This is a genomic window from Pseudomonas sp. TH39(2020), assembly GCF_016650715.1.
Lineage (GTDB): Bacteria > Pseudomonadota > Gammaproteobacteria > Pseudomonadales > Pseudomonadaceae > Aquipseudomonas > Aquipseudomonas mandelii_C.
On sequence record NZ_JAEKFF010000003.1, the window covers coordinates 540,829 to 562,702 of the forward strand.

The window sequence follows — 21,874 nt, forward strand, 5'->3', positions numbered from 1 at the left end:
ATGAATTTTTCCCAATTCTTCATTTCACGGCCGATCTTTGCAGCGGTACTTTCGCTGCTGATCCTGATCGCCGGCGCCATCTCGCTGTTCCAGTTGCCGATCAGCGAATACCCGGAAGTGGTTCCGCCGACTGTTGTGGTCCGCGCCAACTTCCCGGGTGCCAACCCTAAAGTCATCGGTGAAACCGTGGCCGCTCCATTGGAGCAAGCCATCACCGGCGTCGAGAACATGCTGTACATGTCCTCGCAGTCCACCGCTGACGGCAAGATCACCCTGACCATCACCTTCGCGCTGGGCACTGACCTGGACAACGCACAGGTACAGGTGCAGAACCGCGTGACCCGGACCGAGCCAAAACTTCCCGAGGAAGTGACGCGCATCGGTATCACCGTGGACAAGGCTTCGCCCGACCTGACCATGGTTGTGCACTTGACCTCGCCGGACAAACGCTACGACATGCTCTACCTGTCCAACTACGCCTTGCTCAACATCAAGGATGAGCTGGCGCGTCTGGGCGGTGTCGGTGACGTGCAACTGTTCGGTATGGGCGACTACTCGCTGCGGGTCTGGCTCGATCCGAACAAGACCGCTTCGCGTAACCTGACCGCCACTGACGTCGTGACTGCAATCCGTGAACAGAACCGTCAGGTGGCTGCCGGTGCACTGGGTGCGCCACCCGCGCCGAATGCCACCGCGTTCCAGCTGTCGGTCAACACCCAAGGTCGTCTGGTTTCTGAAGAAGAGTTCGAGAACATCATCATTCGCTCCGGCGAAAACGGTGAAATCACTCGCCTGAAAGACATCGCTCGCATTGAGTTGGGTTCCAGCCAATATGCTTTGCGTTCGCTGCTGAACAACCAGCCGGCAGTGGCGATCCCGATCTTCCAGCGCCCTGGTTCCAACGCAATCGAAATCTCCAACGAAGTGCGCGACAAGATGGCGGAGCTGAAAAAGAGCTTCCCGGAAGGCATGGACTTCAGCATCGTCTATGACCCGACGATCTTCGTGCGCGGCTCCATCGAGGCGGTGGTTCACACCCTCTTTGAAGCGCTGATCCTCGTTGTTCTGGTGGTGATCCTGTTCCTGCAAACCTGGCGCGCCTCGATCATTCCATTGGTGGCGGTGCCGGTTTCGCTGATCGGTACGTTTGCCGTGATGCACCTGTTCGGCTTCTCGCTGAACGCCCTGTCACTGTTCGGCCTGGTATTGGCCATCGGTATCGTGGTGGACGACGCCATTGTGGTGGTGGAGAACGTCGAACGAAATATCGGACTGGGGCTCACACCGGTCGAAGCAACCAAACGTGCGATGCGTGAAGTGACCGGTCCGATCATCGCGACAGCGCTGGTGCTGTGTGCGGTGTTTATCCCGGCGGCCTTCATCTCCGGCTTGACCGGACAGTTCTACAAGCAATTCGCCCTGACCATTGCGATCTCGACCGTGATCTCGGCGTTCAACTCGCTGACGCTGTCGCCCGCCCTGGCTGCGGTGTTGCTCAAAAGCCATGACGCACCGAAGGACCGTTTCTCCAAGGTCCTCGACAAGATCTTTGGTGGCTGGCTGTTCCGTCCGTTCAACCGCTTCTTCGACAAGGCCAGTCATGGTTATGTCGGCACGGTAGGCCGGGTTATCCGCAGCAGCGGCATCGCCCTGCTGCTGTACGCAGGCCTGATGGTGCTGACCTTCTTCGGTTTCGCCAACACCCCGACCGGTTTCGTACCCGGCCAGGACAAGCAATACCTGGTGGCCTTCGCGCAACTGCCGGATGCCTCGAGCCTGGACCGTACCGAAGACGTAATCAAACGCATGTCCGACCTGGCCCTGAAACAGCCAGGCGTGGAAAGTGCCGTGGCCTTCCCGGGCCTGTCGATCAACGGTTTCACCAACAGCCCCAACGCCGGCATCGTGTTCGTGACCCTGAAACCGTTCGACGAACGTAAAGACCCAAGCATGTCCGCCGGTGCGATTGCCGGGGCGTTGAACGGCCAGTTCGCCGGGATTCAAGAAGCCTACATGGCGATCTTCCCGCCGCCGCCGGTACAAGGCCTGGGCACCATTGGTGGTTTCCGCCTGCAGATCGAAGACCGGGGCAACCTGGGCTACGACGAGCTGTACAAAGAAACCATGAACATCATCAACAAAAGCCACAACGTGCCGGAACTGGCCGCCCTGTTCACCAGCTACACCGTGAACGTGCCACAGGTCGATGCGGCTATCGACCGGGAAAAAGCCAAGACTCACGGCGTGGCCGTCAGCGACATCTTCGACACCCTGCAGATCTACCTGGGTTCGCTGTATGCCAACGACTTCAACCGCTTCGGTCGTACCTATCAGGTCAACGTTCAGGCTGAGCAGCAGTTCCGTCTTGAACCGGACCAGATCGGTCAGCTGAAAGTGCGTAACAACAAAGGCGAGATGATCCCGCTGGCGACCTTCATCAAGGTCAGCGACACCTCGGGCCCGGACCGCGTGATGCACTACAACGGCTTCATCACTGCGGAAATCAACGGTGCAGCAGCCCCCGGCTACAGCTCCGGCCAGGCCGAAAAAGCCATCGAGAAACTGCTCAAGGAAGAACTTCCGAACGGCATGACCTACGAGTGGACCGACCTGACCTACCAGCAGATTCTGTCCGGTAACACCGCACTGTTCGTGTTCCCGCTCTGCGTACTGCTGGCGTTCCTGGTACTCGCGGCTCAATACGAAAGCTGGAGCCTGCCACTGGCGGTGATCCTGATCGTACCGATGACCTTGCTGTCGGCTATTACCGGTGTGATTGCTTCGGGCGGCGACAACAACATCTTCACCCAGATCGGTCTGATCGTACTGGTGGGGCTTGCGTGTAAGAACGCGATCCTGATCGTCGAGTTCGCCAAGGACAAACAGCAGGACGAAGGCCTCAGCCCGCTCGCCGCGGTACTGGAAGCCTGCCGCCTGCGTCTGCGGCCGATCCTGATGACCTCCTTCGCGTTCATCATGGGTGTTGTGCCTCTGGTCTTCTCCAGCGGTGCTGGTGCCGAAATGCGTCATGCCATGGGTGTGGCGGTGTTCTCGGGGATGCTCGGGGTGACCTTCTTCGGTCTGTTGCTAACACCAGTGTTCTACGTATTGATTCGTAACTTTGTGGAGCGCGGTGAAAAGCGCAAAGCGGCCAAGGCCCTGAAACTGGAGGCGCAACAATGAGCCTGAAAGCCTTCCTGCCGAGCCTTCTGGTACTGGCCCTGAGTGCCTGTGCCGTCGGCCCGGACTACAAGACCCCAGCCACTGAGCCGGCCAACATCACCACCGCCACCGATGGCAGCGCCGGTCAGAAAAACTACGACCGCTCGCGTTTCGAAGGCATCTGGTGGCAGCAGTTCGAAGACCCGACCCTCAACCAGTTGGTGACTCAATCGCTGCAAGGCAACCGTGATTTGCGCGTAGCTTTCGCTCGCTGGAAAGCAGCCCGGGCAATTCGCGATGACGTCAGCAATGACGCCATGCCAACCATCACCAGCCGGGTCAGCAGTGACCTGGCCAAGGGTCAGATCCCGGGCCAGACCACCAAGCGAGTCAATAGCGAACGCTACGACCTGGGCCTGGACATGGCGTGGGAGATCGACCTGTTTGGCCGTATCCAGCGCAACCTGGAGTCCGCCGACGCCGAACAGCAAGCGCTTGAAGCCGATCTGTACCAACTGCAAGTCTCGATGATTGCTGAACTGGTAGATGCCTACGGTCAACTGCGCGGTGCGCAGCTGCGGGAAAAGATCGCCCTGGCCAACCTGAACAACCAGCAGGAATCGAGCAAGATCACCGTCAGCCTGCGTGATGCCGGCGTCGGCGATCAGCTCGATGTGGTCCGTGCCGATGCGCGCCTGGCATCTGTCGAAGCCAGCGTGCCGCAATTGCAGGCCGAACAGGTTCGGCAGAAAAACCGCATCGCCACCCTGTTGGGTGAGCGGCCGGATAAGCTGACCGTCGACCTGAGTCCAAAAGACTTGCCGGCGATCGCCAAGGCCCTGCCGATCGGCGATCCGGGTGAACTGCTGCAACGTCGCCCGGACATTCTCAGCGCGGAGCGCAAACTGGCCTCCGCCACCGCCCGTATCGGCGTGGCCAAGGCTGATTTGTTCCCACGGGTCAGCCTCAGCGGGTTCCTTGGCTTCACCGCCGGGCGCGGTTCGCAAATCGGTTCCTCGGCGGCCAACGCCTGGGCACTGGGTCCAAGCATTACCTGGGCGGCGTTCGACCTTGGCAGCGTGCGCGCCCGTCTACGTGGTGCCGATGCTGATGCCGAAGGCGCCCTGGCGACCTACGAGCAGCAAGTACTGTTGGCGTTGGAAGAATCGGAAAACGCCTTTAGCGACTACGGCAAACGTCAACAACGCTTGATCTCGCTGATCCGTCAGAGCGAATCCAGCCGCGCCGCGGCCGACCTCGCCCAAATTCGCTACCGAGAAGGCACTGCGGACTTCCTCGTCCTGCTCGACGCCCAACGTGAGCGCCTGGCGGCCGAAGACACTCAGGCCCAGGCCGAAGTCGATCTGTATCGCGGCATTGTCGCGATTTACAAAGCCCTGGGCGGTGGCTGGCAACCAGAGACGGTCGCCAGCAAGTAAAGTTTTAACGAGCTCCTTTGGTTGGCCGCAACCAACCAATTCCTTTGCCCTGCGCCTCATTCGGTCGCGGGGCTTTTTTTTGCCGATCCCGAGTTCAACGCATATCCCCTTGTGGGATCGCCGCACCGCCGCTCCCACAAGGGGTTAGCGGTGTTCTTGAGTCTCGCGGGTTTCCATGATGGTTACGGTGGCTGTAGTCCCGGCACGCAGTCGGTTTTTGGCCGCGTAATCGGCGTCGATCTGTATCCGCACCGGCACCCGCTGCGCCAGTTTGACCCAGGTGTAACTGGGGTTGATGTTGGCCAGCAGGCGACCGCCGGGCAGGTTCTCCCGGTCGGAAATGGCGAAGGCAATGCTTTGCACCGTGCCGCCGAAGGTTTCGCCGCTCATCAATTCGATCCTGACCCGGTCGCCCTCCTCGATTCGCGGCAGCTTGGTTTCTTCAAAGTAGCCGCTGACATAAAACGAGTCGCTGTCCACCAGCGCCAACAGCGCGCCACCGGCCGCGGCATAGTCACCCTGACGGGTCAACAGGTTGGTGACGTAACCACTGACGGGCGCTTCGACCCGCGTGCGTTGCAAGTCCAGTTCGGCCTGGGTCAATGCGGCGATGGCCAATTGCACGTTGGCCTGGGCCAAACCGAGGTTGGCCTGGTTGCGCAGCAACTCGGCCTGCGCCACCGCCACTTCCGTACTGGACTTTTCCCATTCTTCGCCAGAAATGGCGAGCCGCTGCTTGAGCGTGCGCCGTCGGCGCTCTTCACTCTGACGCTGATGAAGCAGCGCTTCACTGGCGACAATCGTTGCCTCGGACTGACCAAGGGTGGCTTTCGCCACTTCCACCGAGCGCTTGGCATGCTCAACTGCCAGGACATAGCGCGCCGGGTCGATCTCCAGCAGCAACTGGCCTTTCTCCACATGCTGGTTGTCCTGCACGCCCAGCCCAACGATGCGCCCCGAGACATCGGCGGACAAAGTCACCACGTCGGCACGCACCCGTGCATCGCGGGTCCAGGGAGCGCGAGTGTAATGTTCCCAGGCAAACCAGCCGAGAACAAAGGCCAGCAACACCACCGCCACCGTCGCAAGTCGGGCAAGGATCTTCTTCAAAGCATCAAGCTCCCATCACCAGAATCAGCGTTGCGCAAACGCAGGCGTACAGCGCACCTTCGAACAAGGCTTCATGCCAGACGAACCGCAGCACGCCAACGCGGCGCAAGACCCAGTCCAGCAACAGGTAAATCGGTAGCGCCAACAGTAACGCCTGGGCAATCGGCGGCAAGTAGACGCCACCCAATTCAAAATCAATGGGCAAGGGCCTGCACTCCTTCCGTTTCTGCGGGTTGAAAGTGTTTGCGATGTCGCTCCAGAAACGACACCACGATCAACAGCGCCACGCGCATCCTGAAGACCGACCACAGGTGTTCATGAACGTCTAGATGGAGGTCGTCCATTTCATCGCCCAAGACACGCAAGTCTCCTAGTAGCTGCTCAAGGTCAATTCCGGGCCGCCCTGCGATCAATCGTCCTGTCTGACGGACAGCAGCGAGCAAACGGTTTTGCTGTTCAGTACTGAGCAGCGTGTTGCTTTGCCCCTGTTGCCTGAGCTGGTTCAACGCCACACCCAGTGCCATGCACCCGAGACTGACTTCGAACAGCTCGCTGGATTGCTTGTCGTTGGTAGCCGGCAACAATCCCAACATCATGGTCAGGCGATCGACCATGCGGCTTTCAAACGCAAATTGCTGCTCATCGGTGGCCGGTGTCTTCAGCAAAGCGTAGACCTGCTCACAGTTTTCATTGAACAGCCGGCGTATTCGCAAAACGGGCCTGAATGGGAAGATCAAGGCGTAGACACTGAGCGCCAGCGCGGCTGCGCAGATATAGGAACCGGCAAACTCGAACCACTGAATGGCACTGTTTTGGCCGATTTCCGTGTTTTGCGGGCCCAACAACAGCATTGTCGTTAGTCCAAGACCAATGCCTGTGCCCGTGGTTGGCGGACTGGACAACCCCACCGCGACGGCATATAGCAATGGGGTTAACAACAAGGCGAGCAACTCGAAGTCACTGATCATCGGAATCAGCAGGAACAGATACAGCGCCGATACCACCAAAGCCAGACCCAGCCCCCTGGCAAAGCTTTGGCTGGCCAGCAACGGTCGGGGAAAAGTCGCCATCAGCGAACAGAGAATCCCCGCCACGATCATCCCGCCACGCGCCCCGTCCCAACCGGTCTCGATCCAGATCAGACCGGCCACCAGCAACGCGGTAAATGCGCGGATCGCGTTCATTGCCGCCAACGTGAAATCCAGATGGAGCGGATTGTCCTGGCCGCGGAACACGCAACTGGCTTCACGGCCTTCCTGGATCGCATCGCTCAGTTCCAGAATCTGCCCCAGTTGCTCCAGCATCCGAGCCTGCTCCCAGCGCAGTGCCCAGGCCAGTGAACGCAGCGTGGCAGGCATCGTCTCCGTCAGTTGTTCTGCCTTATAGGCTTGATCATCGAAACGCTGTTGCAGCGCCACAAAATGGTGCCGCGCTTCGGTCGACAGTGAGCGCCCTTGCAGGGCCAATTCATCGAGAAACGCCAGTTCTTCGCCACGCAAACGTTGTATCTCTTCAGGCAACGCTCCTTTCCAGCGCTCGGCCAGCAGTTGCCGCTGGTGGCGTAGCGCCGTCAGCCGCGAGGTCAGCAGCACCAGCTGATTGCCCAGCAATTGCACCAAACCATTGGCGCTGCGCAACCGGGGTGCATCGAAATACAAATGCCGCCTTACGCCTTCCAGGGCGCTGATCGCGCCGAGCAGTTGCATCTGCCGCCGATGGAAATCGGCCTCGCTTTCCTCGGTTCGAATGACGGCAGCAGCGTGGGTCGCGAGCAGCTTGATGACCTGATCGATCTTGGTGAAGTAATCCCGGGCCACAGCTTCCGGTCGCGCGGTGAGCAGGCTGACCACGCACACGCAAGCCACCGCCAATAGCGTCTCGGTCACGCGGGTGACGGCGAGAAGGAACGTGCCGTCCTGATCGGGCACCGCCAGCAGTGCCACGACCACCGCCGTGTACCCGCTCAAAACAAACGCCTGGGAACTGGTGTAGCGCAACAAGGTGCCGCCGGCGGTACACAGCGCCAGCCACAAGGCCAGGGTGAGGATGAAAGGCAGGGGCGCCTGGGGAAATATCGCCATGATCAACACTGCCACGACCGCCCCGAGCGTGGTGCCGATGACCTGGCCGAAACTCCGGGCCAGGGCCATGCCGCCCAATGGCTGGCTGACGATGACCACCGCCATGATCGACCACTTGGGCTGCTCAAGGTCGAACAGGAACGCCAGATACAACGTCAGCAGCCCGGCCGTGATAGTCCGCAGGGCGAACAACGCCACTCCGGGCCCGGGGTTGAGTATCGCTTTGAAGTACTGAAGCAGCGGTTGCATGGGAGCGCTCATCGAGTCATCTCCAGCAAGCGTAGTCACTGCTACGGCGCCTCGATGGGTTTCAATGTCGACGCAACCTGTAGGCAAAATCATTGAAAGGCCAGCCTGCCTCGAATTGACTGACTAACGAATTGAACTGACTCTGGGTTTGACTCACAGCCTTGCCTGACCGAAGCTGGCAGCTTTGCAACAGCTTGCCAGCTCCCGGATTCCTGCATGCCCCAGTCCCGCCGCTTCCTGCTCATCAGCCTCTGCGTCCTGTTTGCCATCGGCGTTGCCTGGCTTTTCCTGCGCAGTACAACCCCTGCCGTGCCGGAGGCGATCAAGCGCGGCTACAGCGAAGCGCTGAACCAGGCTCGCGCAGGCCAACCGGGCGCGGCGCGGGTCCTCTACCAGCAACTGGGCCGCTCTGATATATCGGCCAAACGCCGCGTCTGGCTGCATGCCGAACTGCCCAACTACCCCAGCTCCGTGGCCCTGAAACTGGCGGATGCGGACTTGCAGCATGAATCGCCAGACGTGCGCATCGCGGCGATCAAAAGCATCAGCGGTCTGGTGCCCAACGGTCAGCGCAGCCTGCTGCTGGGCCCGTTGCTCGATGACAGCGAACAGCGCGTTCGCTATACCGCCGTGAACGCCTTGCTGGGGCTATCGCCGGACGATCTCGGTTTGTACTTTGGGCCTCTGGAGCAAGCCATCGATGCCTGGGAACAGGACCTGAAGAGTCAACCGGAAAGCGCCGACAACCAATATCAACTCGCTCGACTGCATCTGCACAACGCCGAATTGAAACAGGCGCAGCAGGCGTTGGAGAACACTTTGCGTCTTGCGCCCGGCAACCTGCCCGCGCTGGTGATGCAAATCGACGTGCTGGATCGCCTGGGCCAAAACGATGCTGCCCGGCAACTGTTGGCCAAGCAGCTGAAGGCTCAGCCCGACTCGGCCTACCTGCAACATGCCCTGGGACTCTGGCTGCTGCATCACGGGCAAAGTGAGTTCGCCCTGCTCGGCCTTTCCAAAGCCGTGGAGCTGGAGCCGGACAACAAGGATTACCGCTACGACCTGGCCACCACACTTCACGATGAGCAGGAGCTGGAAGCGGCGCAGAAACAGTTGCAGGAGATCGTCCAGCGCCACCCGGCTGACCGAAGAGCCCGGGTATTGTTGATCAACTACTGGAAAGAAAGCGGCCAGTTGCAGAACGTACAGATTCTGTTGGCGCAACTTGAACAACTCAATCCCGACGACCCTGCCTTGCAGCAAGGGCTTTAACAACAGTAAAAATTTCGTTGAACTCGTCGTCTCGGCCAAGGGTCAAGAGAACAGGCAGTCCATTCAGGCACTTACGGCCTGCTGCCTCGTTCCCCTAGTCAAGAGAGGGCATTTTTTGTCTACATCTAACGAGTTGATCAGTGCAAAAGCCGCCACCGGCATCGAAGGTCTGGATGACATCCTGGCCGGTGGATTGTCCCGCGGGCATGTGTTTTTACTGGAGGGTGAACCCGGTACTGGCAAAACCACCGTCGCTTTGCATTTCCTGTTGGCCGGCGCCCGAGCCGGCGAGCGCTCGTTGTACATCACGCTGTCGGAAACCGAGCGAGAGTTGCGACAGGGAGCGTTGTCCCACGGCTGGGAACTGGATGAGAACATCCACATCTTCGAGCTGACGCCCCCGGAAAGCCTGCTCAATGCCGAGCATCAGCAGAGCTTGTTATATTCCTCGGACCTTGAACTGGGCGAAGCCACCAAGCAGATTTTCGAAGTGGTCGAACGGGTAAAGCCGACCCGCGTGGTGCTCGACAGTCTTTCCGAGATCCGTCTGCTGGCCCAAAGCTCATTGCGCTACCGTCGCCAGATCCTCGCGATCAAACATTACTTCGTGCGCTATGACGCCACGGTAGTGTTGCTGGACGACCTGACCACCGAATCCCTCGACAAAACCGTGCACAGTGTGGCCCACGGCGTCATTCGCCTTGAGGAGCTGACCCCCAACTATGGCGCAGAGCGTCGGCGGATCCGTGTGGTGAAATACCGTGGCCAGAAGTACCGAGGCGGTTTTCACGACTTCACCATCATGGGCGATGGCGTTCATGTGTTTCCGCGCCTGGTGGCCGCCGAGCATCGCGGTCGCTATATCCGTCAGCAACTGTCCAGCGGCATCAAGGCTATGGACGCCTTGCTCGGTGGCGGGATCGAGACCGGGTCCAGCACGTTGATCCTCGGCCCGGCCGGTACCGGCAAATCGCTGATCTCGATGATCTTCGCCGCTGCCGCCGTGGCCCGTGGCGAAAAAGCCGCGCTGTTCATTTTCGATGAAGAGCTCGGGTTGCTGTTCGAGCGCATGAAGAACATCGGCATCGACCTCAAGGCGCTGCAAGACACCGGCAACCTGCTGATCGAGCAAGTGGACGCGGCCGAGTTGTCTCCCGGAGAGTTTTCCTACCGGGTTCGTCGCTGTGTCGATGAGGGCAATATCAAGACCGTGGTGATCGACAGCATCAACGGCTATCAAGCGGCGATGCCCGAGGAGAACGCGCTGGTACTGCACATGCACGAGTTGCTGCTGTACCTCAATCGCCAGGGGGCTGCGACCTTCATGACCGTCGCCCAGCATGGACTGGTCGGTGACATGCAGGCCCCCGTGGACATCACTTATCTGGCCGATACAGTCATTCTGCTGCGCTACTTCGAGGCAGTGGGCAAGGTGCGCCGGGCAATCTCGATCATCAAGAAACGCACGGGCAGCCATGAGTCAACCATTCGTGAGTACCGCATCAGCGCTCAGGGCATGACCATTGGTGAACCGCTGGATGCATTTCAAGGTGTATTGCGCGGCGTCCCGACCTATCTGGGTGCCAGCACCCCCTTGCTTGAGGAAGAAAGCCCGTGATTGCCCAGGAAGCGATGTCCGAGCGCGCGATCATTCTCGCGCCGCTGGGTCGCGACAGCCAGATTGCGTTGATGATGCTCAATGAAGCGGGTTACGACGGGGTGATTACGCGGGACCTGGTGGCGTTGTGCAGCGAACTGCAGCAAGGGGCAGGATTGCTGCTGATCTCTTCCGAGGCTTTGTTGGGCGGTGATCTTGAACCGCTGCTCGATCTGATCGAGCAACAACCGGCCTGGTCGGACCTTCCGATTGTATTGATGACCTACCATGGCGGCCCGGAACAAAACCCGGCGTCGCGCTACGGTCCACAGCTGGGGAACGTGACCTTCCTTGAGCGTCCTTTTCACCCTGTCACGTTGATCAGCCTGGTGACCACCGCGTTGCGCGGCCGTCGACGACAGTACGAAGCCAGGGACCGGCTGATCGATCTGAGTCAAAGCGAACTGCGGTTGCAAAACACCCTCGAAACCCTCGAACAACAGGTCGAGGAACGCACCGCCCAGCTGCGACACAATGAAGAAGCCCTGCGCCAATCGCAGAAGATGGAAGCGGTCGGCCAGCTCACCGGCGGTATTGCCCACGACTTCAACAACATGCTGACCGGCATCATCGGCAGCCTGGAGCTGCTGCGCCGACGTCTGGCCCGTGGACGCACCGACGACCTGGACAGCCTTATCGACCTGGGCGTGACCTCAGCCAACCGCGCGGCAGGCCTGACCCACCGCCTGCTGGCGTTCTCCCGGCGTCAGTCGCTGGACTCCAAACCCGTGGAGATGAATACCCTGGTGGTCTCCATGGGCGAATTGCTTCAGCGCAGCATCAACGAAACCATTCAGCTGGACATGCAGCTGAACGAGCAACTCTGGGTGGCCGAGGCCGATCCCAATCAACTGGAAAGCGCCCTGCTCAATCTGGTGATCAATGCTCGGGATGCGATGCCCGATGGCGGCAGACTGGTGGTGAAAACCAGCAATCAGCATCTGGACATTGGCTTAACCGAAGCCCAAAGCAACCTTCAACCGGGTGATTACGTGGTGCTGAGCGTCACCGACACCGGGTGTGGGATGCCGCAAAGCATCATCAACCGGGCCTTTGATCCGTTCTTTACCACCAAACCCATCGGCCAAGGCACAGGCCTTGGACTGTCAATGATTTATGGTTTCAGCAAACAATCACACGGCCACGTCGCCATTCACAGTGAAGTGGGCAAAGGCACCACGGTGAGTCTGTTTCTCCCGCGATTCGCCGGTGACGTGCCTCAGGACAGTCCGGTGGACGTCCAGCACGCTCCGTTCGCGCAAAATGGCGAAACGGTACTGATCGTCGAGGACGATCCGGCGGTACGGGTGTTGGTCAGTACGGTGTTGAGTGATCTGGGTTATGCCTACGTCGAGGCTGGCGATGCGGACAGCGCAGTGCCGATTCTCGATTCCGGGCAGCGTATCGATCTATTGATCAGCGACGTGGGATTGCCCGGCATGAATGGCCGGCAACTGGCGGAAATCGGCCGGCAATACCGGCCTGATCTGAAGGTGTTGTTCATCACCGGCTATGCCGAACACGCGGCGGTGCGCGGTGGCTTCCTTGATCCTGGCATGCAGATGATCACCAAACCGTTTACCTTCGACCTGTTGACGGCGAAGGTGCGGGAGATGATCAGGATCTGACGTCCCCTGTAGCAGCTGCCGAAGGCTGCGTTCGGGCGCGCAGCGGCCGCTTATGGGGGCAACACAATCCCTTGGCGAGGACTTCGTCCTCGAACGTCCGAACGCGGCCCGAGCCTTCGGCAGCTGCTACACAGAACTTGTGGCTTTCAGGAGAGCATTTCCTGCATAAGCTCTTGCAGTACATCCAGATCAAACGGCTTGGCCAGAATCGGTGCTTTACGGGTGATCGGGCTGTCCGTCTCGCGGATCTCCTGCGGATAACCGCTGATAAAGATCACTTTGAGTTCCGGTCGCAGCTTCACCGCAGGTTCGGCGATCTGGACACCAGAGATCCCGCCCGGCAGACGGAAATCGGTGATCATCATATCTAGGTGAGGCTTGCTCGACAGAATTTCGAAGGCCTGCTCGCCGTTTTCGGCCTGCAGCACCCGGTAGCCCTCACCCGACAGATAGGCCGACAGCACCATCAAAATCGAGGGGTCATCTTCGACGATCAATACGACGTCTTGTGCATCTTCACTCATGGGAAGCCTTTGTTCGGTCAATAGCTGCTGATACGACCGTGGGGTCGATCAGAGGTTGCGTTTATCTGGCTATTTTCCTACAGCGGCAGACAAACGCGAAACAAGGCGCCTTCGCCAATCCGGCTTTCGACGGTAATGGAACCGCCATGGGCGGCCACAATCTGCTCGGAAATAAACAATCCCAGGCCCAACCCCGCGACAGCGTGTTTGGCCGTGACGCGTTCGAACTGCTGAAAAATACGCCTCTGGTTCTCCTCGCTGATGCCAATCCCTAGATCGCGCACTTCCACCCGAGCCTGACCGCTCTCACTGTACACCTTAACGGTGATCGGACTCTTGGCGCCGTAGCGCAAAGCATTGGTCAGCAGATTGGAAATCACCTGCTCAATACGAAATTCGTCCCAGCTGCCCACCACCGGTTGCTCGGCCTCCAGGGTGACCGAGGACTCGGCAGCATCGATCTGCGGTGCAAAGTTCTGCAACAAACCGCGAACCAGCGCCGACAGATCAAAGCGCGTTGTTCGGATCGACAACTTGCCGGTGCGAATGCGCGACACATCCAGCATGTCTTCGATCAGTCGGATCAGGCTTTTGATCTGCCGCTCGTCGCGATCGACCATCGCGTGCATTTTGTCCAGGGTGAACGCCGCAGCGTTGTCCCGGGCCAGGTGCATCTTGCGCAACTGTGTTTCGAGGATCAGGCCATTGAGCGGCGTGCGGACTTCATGGGCAACGATGGACATGAAGTCATCGCGCATGCGCACCGCTTGCTCCAGTTCCAGCTGGGTACTCTGTAACTGCTTGAGTAGCGCTTCCTGCTCACGGCGACTCTGCTCCAGCTCTTCGACCTGCTGTTTCATCGCCTTGCGTTGGCGATACAGTTCGACAAACACGTTGACCTTGCTCTTGACCGCGTGGATATCCAGCGGCTTGTAGAGGAAGTCCACCGCGCCGCTTTCATAGCCCTTGAACGCGTAGTTCAGCTCACGACCGGCCGCACTGACGAACACGATCGGAATGTTCTTGGTCTTTTCCGTGCCGCGCATCAGCTCGGCCAGTTCGAAGCCGTTCATGCCGGGCATCTGCACGTCGAGAATGGCCATGGCGAACTCGTGTTGCAGCAACAGCGACAAGGCTTCGTCGGCGGACAAGGCTTTGTAGACGATACGGTCTTCGCGCCTGATCAACGCTTCGAGCGCCAACAAGTTCTCCGGTAGATCGTCGACGATCAGCAATTTGGCCTGGATAGTACTTAGCATGCGATTCGTTCCAGCTCGACAAGCAGACGGCCGATGCCGCGAATAGGGAGAATATGGTCCGGCTGGTGTATATCAAGCGCCGCCTGAGGCATGGTCGCGACCTGGGCTTCGTCCGGGTCCTGAACGATGGTCATGCCACCACGGCGCTTGACCTGGGCCAGGCCGCGGGCGCCATCACGGTTGGCGCCGGTCAACAACACCGCGGCCAGGGCGCAACCGTAGGCATCGGCGGCCGACTCGAACAGGTAGTCGATGGCCGGTCGCGAATAATTCACGCGGGCTTCCAGGCTCAAGGAAAAACTGCGGTCCTGCTCCACCGACAAGTGATAACCCGGAGTCGCGAAATACAGCGTTCCCGCTTGAACCAGCGTCTTGTCGCGTGCTTCCAGTACAGGCATGGCTACTCGCCGTGCGAACACCTCGGCCAGAAGACTGCGACGTTCGTCCGGCAAATGCAAAACCACGATGATCGGCAGTTTGAAGCCTTCTCGCAATGGGCTGAGGATATTCAGCAACGCCTCCACACCGCCGGCCGAGGCGCCGATCACGATAGCCTCTATAGAAGGCAAATCCGCTGCACTGTTCATGATTTGCGGTAAATCCGTTCTTGTTTGACCAACGGTTCGAACTGGTTGCCGTACGCCGAAAAATCCAGGGTTTCCTTGCTGCCCAGCACCAGAAATCCTCGATGACAAAGGGATTCATGGAACAAACCGAAAGCACGATCCTGAAGCTTTTTATTGAAGTAAATCAAAACATTACGACACGAAATTAATTGAGTTTCTGAAAAGACACTGTCAGTCGCCAGACTGTGATCGGCGAAGGTCACGTTCTCACACAGCGTTTTGTCGAAAATGGCGTAACCGTAGGCCGCCGTGTAGTAGTCGGCGAACGAACGCTGGCCACCTGCCTGCTGGTAGTTATGAGTGTAGGCGCGGACATTCTCCATGGAGAAAATCCCTTGCTTGGCCTTGTCCAGCGAGCGCGGATTGATGTCGGTGGCGTAGATGATGGTGCGATCGAGCAAGCCTTCTTCGCGCAGCAGAATGGCCATCGAATAGACCTCTTCACCGGTGCTGCAACCGGCGATCCAGATCTTGATCGAGGGGTAAGTCTTGAGCAGCGGCACCACTTCCTTGCGGATCGCCAGGAAATGCGAAGGGTCGCGGAACATTTCGCTGACCGGGATCGTCAGCAGTTGCAGCAACTGCATGAACGCCGTCGGGTCGTGCAGGACCTTTTCCTGCAACGCTGAAATGGTCGTGCACTCGAACTGGCTCAACGCGTGATTGACCCGGCGCTTGATCGAAGCGCCGGAGTAGTCGCGAAAGTCATAGCTGTATTTGAGGTAGATCGCTTCGATCAACAAGCGAATTTCGATTTCGCTATTTCGCTCCACTGAAAAATTGCGTTCCACTAAATGCGTTCCATTTTCGGTAACCACACGCGAATCAACGAGAACAGGCGATCCAGGTCGATGGGCTTGGCCAGGTAATCATTGGAACCGGCTTGCAAGCAGCGCTCCTGATCGTCCTTCATGGCCTTGGCCGTCACCGCAATGATCGGCAGCTTGCGCCAGCGCGGGTCCTTGCGGATCTCGATAGTGGCTTCGTAACCGTCCATCTCCGGCATCATCACGTCCATCAACACCAGATCGATGTCCTCGACTTCATTCAGTCTTTCAATCGCTTCACGGCCGTTCCGGCCGATGACCACGACTGCCCCCTTTTGCTCCAGGGCACTGGTGAGGGCGAAGATATTGCGTACATCGTCGTCCACCAGCAGCACTTTGCGACCCTCGAAAACCTTGTCGCGACTGCGCGCGGTCTTGAGCATCCTCTGGCGTTCATGGGACAACCTGGATTCGACTTTGTGCAAAAAGAGTGTCACCTCATCCAGCAAACGCTCTGGCGAGCGCGCGCCCTTGATGATGATCGAGCGCGAATACTTGCGCAGCTCGGCCTCTTCGTCCCGGGTCAGGTTGCGCCCGGTGTAGACGATCACTGGCGGGAACGAGCAGATATCTTCCGTGGACATGCGCTTGAGCAGGTCGTTGCCGAGCATGTCCGGCAGCTTCAGGTCGATGATCATGCAGTCGAAAATCGTCGTGCGCAGCAGATCCAGCGCATCCTGCGCCAGGCCAACGGCAGTGATTTCAATGTCATCATCGCCGATCAATCGGGCAATGCTGTCGCGCTGCACATCGTCGTCTTCGACCAGAAGCACGCGTTTGACCTTCTGGGTCAGCTTGGCTTCAAGTCGGGCAAACACGTCCTTCAGCTCTTCGCGGGTGGTCGGTTTGACCGCGTAACCAATCGCGCCCATGTGCATCGCGGCTTCTACCCGGTCTTCGACGGAGATCACATGAACCGGAATGTGCCGGGTTCCAGCGTGCTCTTTCAGACGTTGCAACACGGTCAGCCCGGAATGATCCGGCAGACGCATGTCCAGCAGAATGGCGTCCGGGATGAACTCCCTGGCCAGGTCGTAACCCTCGTCCGCCCCGTGCGCCACCAGGCACTGATAACCCAGTTCATGCGCCAGGTCGTAAAGGATATTGGCGAAGTTGGGTTCGTCTTCTACCACCAGAATGCAGCGAGTGGCGAATGGCACCTTGGTGCGATCGTCGTCGAAACGCGGAATATCGACTTCGGCAATCAACGGCACCAGCGGGGCGGTCGTCACTCTCGGTGTAATGGCGACTGGCGTGGCTCTCATCGGTTCGACAGGCTCTTCGCCTGGTTCAACGTATTGCTGCGGTAAAACCAGGGTGAACACACTGCCCTGCCCCGGCTCGCTGGTGACACTGATGGAACCGCCGAGCAAGGCCGCCAGATCACGGGAAATCGACAAGCCCAGGCCGGTTCCGCCGTAACGGCGATTGGTGGTGCCATCGGCCTGGCGGAAGGCTTCGAAAATGCTTTCCTGCTGATCCGCGGCAATGCCAATCCCCGAATCGCGAATGATAAAGGCGATACCGTCGCCTGGCTGGCTGGCGACCGTCAGGCTGACCGTGCCTTTCTCGGTGAATTTCACCGCATTGGACAGCAGGTTCTTGATCACCTGCTCCAGACGCTGGCGGTCGGTGAAGATCATCATCGGCGCACCGGCCTGCACCTCGACCTGGAAATCCAGTTTCTTGTCAGTCGCCAAGGGCTGGAAGATCCCGCGCAAGCCATCCACCAGACGCGCGACGCTGGTGTTCTCCGGTCGCATCTCAAGCTTGCCGGCCTCGACCTTGGAAATGTCGAGAATGTCGTTGATCAAGTTAAGCAAATCATTGCCGGCAGAGTAGATTGACTCGGCAAACTTGACCTGCTCGGCGCTGAGGTTTTCCTGAGGGTTTTCCGCCAGCAACTTGGCCAGGATCAGCGAGCTGTTCAGCGGCGTGCGCAACTCGTGGGACATGTTGGCAAGGAATTCAGACTTGTACTTGCTCGAGCGCTGCAACTCTTCGGCGCGTTCTTCGAGCTGGGTCTGGGCCTGATTGAGCTCGGTGTTCTTCAGGTCCAAGGCGTCGCGCTGCTCGGCCAGGATCTGCGCCTGTTCGGCGAGCTGCTCATTGGTTTGTTCAAGCTCGACCTGCTGGGTCTCCAGATGCGCCTGAGATTCCTTGAGAATCCGCGACTGCTCTTCCAGCTCTTCGTTGGCGGTCTTGAGTTCTTCCTGCTGGACTTGCAGCTCTTCATTGAGCTGCTGGGTTTCGGCCAGCACTTCCTGCAGACGGTGGCGATAGCGAGCAGCCTCGATGGACGTGCCAATGTTGCCGGCAATCAGTTCAAGCAATTCGACATCGCGGTCCGTCAGCGGGCGCAGGAAGCCCAGTTCGATCACACCGTTGACCCTATCATCGTCACTGGTCGGCACGACCAGCACGCTATGCGGCAGGCCTTCGCCCAGGCCGGAGCTGACTTTGAAGTAATCGCTCGGTACGTCATCGAGACGAATCAAGCGAGCCTGGTTCGCCACCTGGCCGACGATACCTTCATCGCTGTAAATCTGTTGTTCGCGCGCTTCCTGCTCGCGGGAGAAACCATAAGTGGCAATGCGCTTGAGTCCACCGTGCTCTTCACGGACATAAATGGCTGCTACGGCGGTGCCCAGGTACTGCGCACAGAACTGCAGAATGTTGCGCCCCAGCAGGTTAAGCGACAGTTGCCCCAGCACTTGCTCGGCCAGTTCGGTCTGGCCATTGCGCAGCCAGGCCTGCTGTTCCAGACGCTGGGCGCTGGCCTGTTGCTTGGCGAGGTTGGCGCTGTAACTTTGTGAAAGGTTGAGCAAGTCCCGACGGCCAATGTAGGCCAGCAAGGCGCTGATCCCGGCGATGAACAACAGATAAAGGCTGATGCTCCAGATCGTGGTGCGGCGCACTTGCTCGTTGCGCGTGGTGCGCAACTGTTGCTCCATGTCGATCACGTCTTCGAATTGCTTGCGGATCTCATCGGTCAGCCGCTTGCCGCGCCCGGCCTTGACCGCGCTGCGGTAATCGCCGCTGGCGCGCTGCAAATCGATCATTGTCTGCGCGTAAGTGGTCCACTCATTCTGCAAGGCCTGGAGCCGGTGCAGGCGGTCGGTCTGCACCGGGTTGTCCGCAGTCAGTTCGAGCAAGGTATTGAGGGCGACAGCGATTCGCGGCTTGGCCGTTTCGTAGGGTTCAAGGAAGTGCTCGTCGCCAGTGAGCAGGAAGCCGCGCATACCGGTTTCCAGATCGATAGTCAGCTTGATCGATTCATTGGCGTTATTGATCACCCGGTCGGTGTGCTCGACCCACTGGATCACCGACAGCAGGTAAGTGATCAGCAAGACAAAGAACACTGCACTGAGTATGCCGACACCCAACGGCAGGCTAACGTTGCGGCTCAGGAGTTTACGAAATCGTTGCTCATCAACCGAAGACGCGGAGGTCATGGGGGAAACCTTGTCGAACTGTTGAAAACCAAGGAGTTTGCCCCAAAAGCGCCGGTTTGATCCATTTTTCTGAAACCTTTTCGCGCAAAATCCTACATTCCACTGCTCCACCGCAAAGGAGCGGTTATCCTTGCCAGCACTTGTGCGGCTATTCTTTTTTCTACCGCGTGGGAACTTGTCGCGTTCCGTCACTTACTCAAGCAAGAGCCCGGCGATTTCGATCGACCGACAACCGCGAACTCAACCTCTGAGAACCCCACTATGTCCGCCACCGCGTCCATCATCCTTGTCGTCGAAGACGACGCCATCGTGCGCATGCTGATTGTCGATGTGCTGGAGGAACTCGAGTTCAAGGTGCTCGAGGCTGATGGCAGCGAACAGGCGCTGGAGTTTCTCAACGATGAAGATCAGTACATCGACTTGATGATGACCGATGTGGGGCTGCCGGTGATGGACGGCCGTGAACTGGCCACCCAGGCCCGGATGCTGCGCCCCGAGCTGCCCATCCTGTTTGCTAGCGGTTATGCCGAAAGTATTGATGTGCCCGAAGGTATGCACGTGATTGGTAAACCGTTTTCCATTGATCAGTTGCGCGACAAGGTCAAAGGCATGCTGACCTGAGGCAGCTTGCTGGGGCTCCTGGCCCCTCCACGTTTCTGCATAAACCGACGTAAGGCTGCATTTTTCGGCGTTTTTGGGCGCTGACCTGTCAACTCTGACAGTAGAAAAGGCCGCCCGCCTCGCGTTTGATTGGACCGGTGATCCCACTCATAAGGAACCGAGTCCATGCCGAATCGAACCGAACGCTACGCACGTTATTTGAAAATCAGCGGATTATTGCTGATGCTCGTCGCCGGATATGGTTGCCAGTCAGCCTCTTCCGACAATCCCCAGCACTGCTTTGAACAGAGCGGACAGGCGTTCAGCGAGGTATTGAGCTGCTATCGCAAAGCCGAAGCGACGCAACCGCTGCGCTACATCAGTAAAGGACAAGAGCAACAGCCCGGCGTCAACATCCGACGCTTCGAGCTGACGTCACAGTCCTGGGGCCAGGGCGGTCAAGTCGCCCCCGCAGACTGGATTCATGGCGTCGACCTGTACATTCCCGACAACGTCAAGGGGACGCGCGCTGTGCTGGTCGCCAACGACGGCGTCAACAATCCTTTGCCCGGAGAGTCTCCAGGAGCACCCAACAACTTTTCACAGCAAACACTGCTCAACATTGCCCGGCAAACCGGTTTGATCGTCGTGGCTGTCAGCAATGTCCCTAACCAGTATTTGACCTACAGCGATGACGGCGTGCCGCGCACAGAAGATGGCAGTGTTGCCCACAGCTGGAAACTGTTCATGCAGGCCCCGGAACAACAGCCCTTTATGTCGCTGCATGTGCCGATGATGGAAGCGCTGGTCAAGGCCATGGACCTGACGCAAAAGGAAACGCAGCCAGGCCAGGTGGTGAGTTTTCTGGCCACCGGCGCGTCGAAACGCGGTTGGGCGGTATGGCTGTCCGCCCTTGCGGACTCACGCGTCGATAGCATCGTGCCGTTTGTCATCGACGTCTTGAACACGGAAAAAGTGTTCGAGCAGACGTTTCTGGCCTACGGCCGTAACTGGCCACTGGCGTACATCGACTACTACATGCAAGGTGTGATCGCCCAACGCGAGACCGAGCCGTTCAAGAAGCTGATGCAGGTCGAAGATCCGATGACCTATCGGAATCTGTCCGGCTACACCGACCGCTTGAAGATCCCGAAATACATCGTCAACGCCAGTGGCGATGACTTCTTCATCCCGGATGCTTCACGCCAGTATCTTGTGGACCTGCCGGGTGACAATACACTTCGGGTCATTCCCAATTCCGCCCACGATGTGCGGGCGTTTGTTGAAGCGAACCTGATTCCTTATATCAAGCGGCGGCAGACCGGCAATACCGCACCAAGGTTAAAGACACAGGAACAGCGCCTGGACGCCGCATCGACCCAGTTGCACCTGACCTTGTCCGAAATACCGATCAGGATGACCCGGTGGACAGCCCACAACCCGAAGGCTCGGGACTTCCGGTACAACTGCGGCGTGCGCTACACCGCAGCACAATTGCCGGCCTCAACGGACGTCCAGACGACTCTCCGTGCTCCGAAGGTGGGTTGGAGCGCAGAGTTCTTCGAAGCTGAGTACGCGGACGGCGTTGTCGAAACGACGATGGTCAAGGTTCTTCCGGATACGTATCCGAATCAGGCACCACCCGCCGATGAGGCGTTTTGCAGAACGCTACCTGCCACCCCGGGTCAGTAAATCAAGACACGACAATCTCAACCCTTTTGCTCTGTGGGGTTGTCGTGTTTCCTAGACTGTTCTCGGTCATCCATTTTCTTGCGCCTGACGGCATGCACGTGATCGGCAAGCCGTTTTCCATTGATCACTGCGGAATAAAGTGGAAAGCATTATTTAAAATCACCTGAGCTATTGCCAGTTACAGCGAAAAATTTTGCACACTGACAACATGAAAACCAACTAAAGCCATAATTATTTTCAGACAAATGCAACACACACTTACATACGCCAACTTGCCATCACTCAAACATTAA

The 21,874-nt window shown here is 58.6% G+C and carries 15 protein-coding genes; 7 read left to right on the plus strand and 8 right to left on the minus strand.

Annotated elements, in window-relative coordinates:
* On the plus strand, positions 1 to 3,183 hold the full coding sequence (locus JFU47_RS04775; RefSeq protein WP_201181429.1) for an efflux RND transporter permease subunit: 3,183 nt from the start codon (positions 1 to 3) through the stop codon (positions 3,181 to 3,183).
* Complete coding sequence (locus JFU47_RS04780; RefSeq protein ID WP_129444247.1) at positions 3,180 to 4,601, plus strand: efflux transporter outer membrane subunit; 1,422 nt, start codon at positions 3,180 to 3,182, stop codon at positions 4,599 to 4,601. The genes JFU47_RS04775 and JFU47_RS04780 overlap by 4 nt, the downstream gene beginning before the upstream one ends.
* A gap of 144 nt (positions 4,602 to 4,745) precedes the next feature.
* Here JFU47_RS04780 and JFU47_RS04785 read toward each other — a convergent pair whose 3' ends face one another.
* From JFU47_RS04785 to JFU47_RS04795, 3 genes are read right to left on the minus strand one after another with little or no spacing between them, the layout of a single operon-like run.
* Positions 4,746 to 5,711, minus strand: coding sequence for an HlyD family efflux transporter periplasmic adaptor subunit (locus JFU47_RS04785; RefSeq protein ID WP_201181431.1), 966 nt, complete (start codon positions 5,709 to 5,711; stop codon positions 4,746 to 4,748).
* A gap of 4 nt (positions 5,712 to 5,715) precedes the next feature.
* Positions 5,716 to 5,916, minus strand: a complete 201-nt coding sequence (locus JFU47_RS04790; protein ID WP_201181433.1) for a DUF1656 domain-containing protein — start codon at positions 5,914 to 5,916, stop codon at positions 5,716 to 5,718.
* Positions 5,906 to 8,053: an FUSC family protein gene (locus tag JFU47_RS04795; RefSeq protein ID WP_201181435.1), complete on the minus strand. Its 2,148-nt coding sequence runs from the start codon at positions 8,051 to 8,053 to the stop codon at positions 5,906 to 5,908. Before JFU47_RS04795 ends, JFU47_RS04790 begins: the two co-directional genes overlap by 11 nt.
* Before the next feature lie 204 nt (positions 8,054 to 8,257).
* Here JFU47_RS04795 and JFU47_RS04800 point away from each other — a divergent pair, with 204 nt between their 5' ends.
* The 3 genes from JFU47_RS04800 to JFU47_RS04810 all read left to right on the plus strand — a co-directional run bounded on the left by JFU47_RS04800 (position 8,258) and on the right by JFU47_RS04810 (position 12,598).
* Positions 8,258 to 9,313, plus strand: coding sequence for a tetratricopeptide repeat protein (locus JFU47_RS04800; RefSeq protein ID WP_201181437.1), 1,056 nt, complete (start codon positions 8,258 to 8,260; stop codon positions 9,311 to 9,313).
* 115 nt (positions 9,314 to 9,428) lie between these two features.
* On the plus strand, positions 9,429 to 10,931 hold the full coding sequence (locus JFU47_RS04805) for an ATPase domain-containing protein (RefSeq protein WP_201181439.1): 1,503 nt from the start codon (positions 9,429 to 9,431) through the stop codon (positions 10,929 to 10,931).
* 14 nt (positions 10,932 to 10,945) lie between these two features.
* On the plus strand, positions 10,946 to 12,598 hold the full coding sequence (locus tag JFU47_RS04810) for an ATP-binding protein (RefSeq protein WP_207202866.1): 1,653 nt from the start codon (positions 10,946 to 10,948) through the stop codon (positions 12,596 to 12,598).
* A gap of 146 nt (positions 12,599 to 12,744) precedes the next feature.
* Here JFU47_RS04810 and JFU47_RS04815 read toward each other — a convergent pair whose 3' ends face one another.
* From JFU47_RS04815 to JFU47_RS04835, 5 genes are all read right to left on the minus strand, one after another.
* Positions 12,745 to 13,122, minus strand: a complete 378-nt coding sequence (locus JFU47_RS04815) for a response regulator (protein WP_008146959.1) — start codon at positions 13,120 to 13,122, stop codon at positions 12,745 to 12,747.
* Between the two features lie 77 nt (positions 13,123 to 13,199).
* The gene (locus tag JFU47_RS04820; RefSeq protein WP_201181442.1) at positions 13,200 to 14,381 is read right to left on the minus strand and encodes a hybrid sensor histidine kinase/response regulator; all 1,182 of its coding nucleotides are present in this window, start codon (positions 14,379 to 14,381) and stop codon (positions 13,200 to 13,202) included.
* Positions 14,375 to 14,968: a chemotaxis protein CheB gene (locus tag JFU47_RS04825; RefSeq protein WP_140683944.1), complete on the minus strand. Its 594-nt coding sequence runs from the start codon at positions 14,966 to 14,968 to the stop codon at positions 14,375 to 14,377. The genes JFU47_RS04820 and JFU47_RS04825 overlap by 7 nt, the downstream gene beginning before the upstream one ends.
* Entirely contained in the window at positions 14,965 to 15,798 is an 834-nt protein-coding gene (locus tag JFU47_RS04830) for a CheR family methyltransferase (RefSeq protein ID WP_201181444.1), read from the minus strand. The genes JFU47_RS04825 and JFU47_RS04830 overlap by 4 nt, the downstream gene beginning before the upstream one ends.
* Positions 15,798 to 19,289 (minus strand): response regulator, encoded by a 3,492-nt coding sequence (locus tag JFU47_RS04835; protein WP_201181447.1) that lies wholly within the window; start codon positions 19,287 to 19,289, stop codon positions 15,798 to 15,800. The genes JFU47_RS04830 and JFU47_RS04835 overlap by 1 nt, the downstream gene beginning before the upstream one ends.
* A gap of 261 nt (positions 19,290 to 19,550) precedes the next feature.
* Here JFU47_RS04835 and JFU47_RS04840 point away from each other — a divergent pair, with 261 nt between their 5' ends.
* Positions 19,551 to 19,910, plus strand: coding sequence for a response regulator (locus JFU47_RS04840; protein WP_201181448.1), 360 nt, complete (start codon positions 19,551 to 19,553; stop codon positions 19,908 to 19,910).
* A gap of 165 nt (positions 19,911 to 20,075) precedes the next feature.
* Complete coding sequence (locus tag JFU47_RS04845) at positions 20,076 to 21,581, plus strand: PhoPQ-activated protein PqaA family protein (RefSeq protein WP_201181450.1); 1,506 nt, start codon at positions 20,076 to 20,078, stop codon at positions 21,579 to 21,581.
* Positions 21,582 to 21,874: the final 293 nt, after the last annotated feature.

Coding starts and splice junctions, on each gene's coding strand:
- JFU47_RS04810 (WP_207202866.1), top strand. CDS start 10,946: ATGTCCGAGCGCGCGATCATTCTCGCGCCGCTGGGTCGCGACAGCCAG.
- JFU47_RS04800 (WP_201181437.1), top strand. CDS start 8,258: ATGCCCCAGTCCCGCCGCTTCCTGCTCATCAGCCTCTGCGTCCTGTTT.
- JFU47_RS04780 (WP_129444247.1), top strand. CDS start 3,180: ATGAGCCTGAAAGCCTTCCTGCCGAGCCTTCTGGTACTGGCCCTGAGT.
- JFU47_RS04840 (WP_201181448.1), top strand. CDS start 19,551: ATGTCCGCCACCGCGTCCATCATCCTTGTCGTCGAAGACGACGCCATC.
- JFU47_RS04845 (WP_201181450.1), top strand. CDS start 20,076: ATGCCGAATCGAACCGAACGCTACGCACGTTATTTGAAAATCAGCGGA.
- JFU47_RS04820 (WP_201181442.1), bottom strand. CDS start 14,381: ATGCTAAGTACTATCCAGGCCAAATTGCTGATCGTCGACGATCTACCG.
- JFU47_RS04815 (WP_008146959.1), bottom strand. CDS start 13,122: ATGAGTGAAGATGCACAAGACGTCGTATTGATCGTCGAAGATGACCCC.
- JFU47_RS04835 (WP_201181447.1), bottom strand. CDS start 19,289: ATGACCTCCGCGTCTTCGGTTGATGAGCAACGATTTCGTAAACTCCTG.
- JFU47_RS04795 (WP_201181435.1), bottom strand. CDS start 8,053: ATGAGCGCTCCCATGCAACCGCTGCTTCAGTACTTCAAAGCGATACTC.
- JFU47_RS04825 (WP_140683944.1), bottom strand. CDS start 14,968: ATGAACAGTGCAGCGGATTTGCCTTCTATAGAGGCTATCGTGATCGGC.
- JFU47_RS04775 (WP_201181429.1), top strand. CDS start 1: ATGAATTTTTCCCAATTCTTCATTTCACGGCCGATCTTTGCAGCGGTA.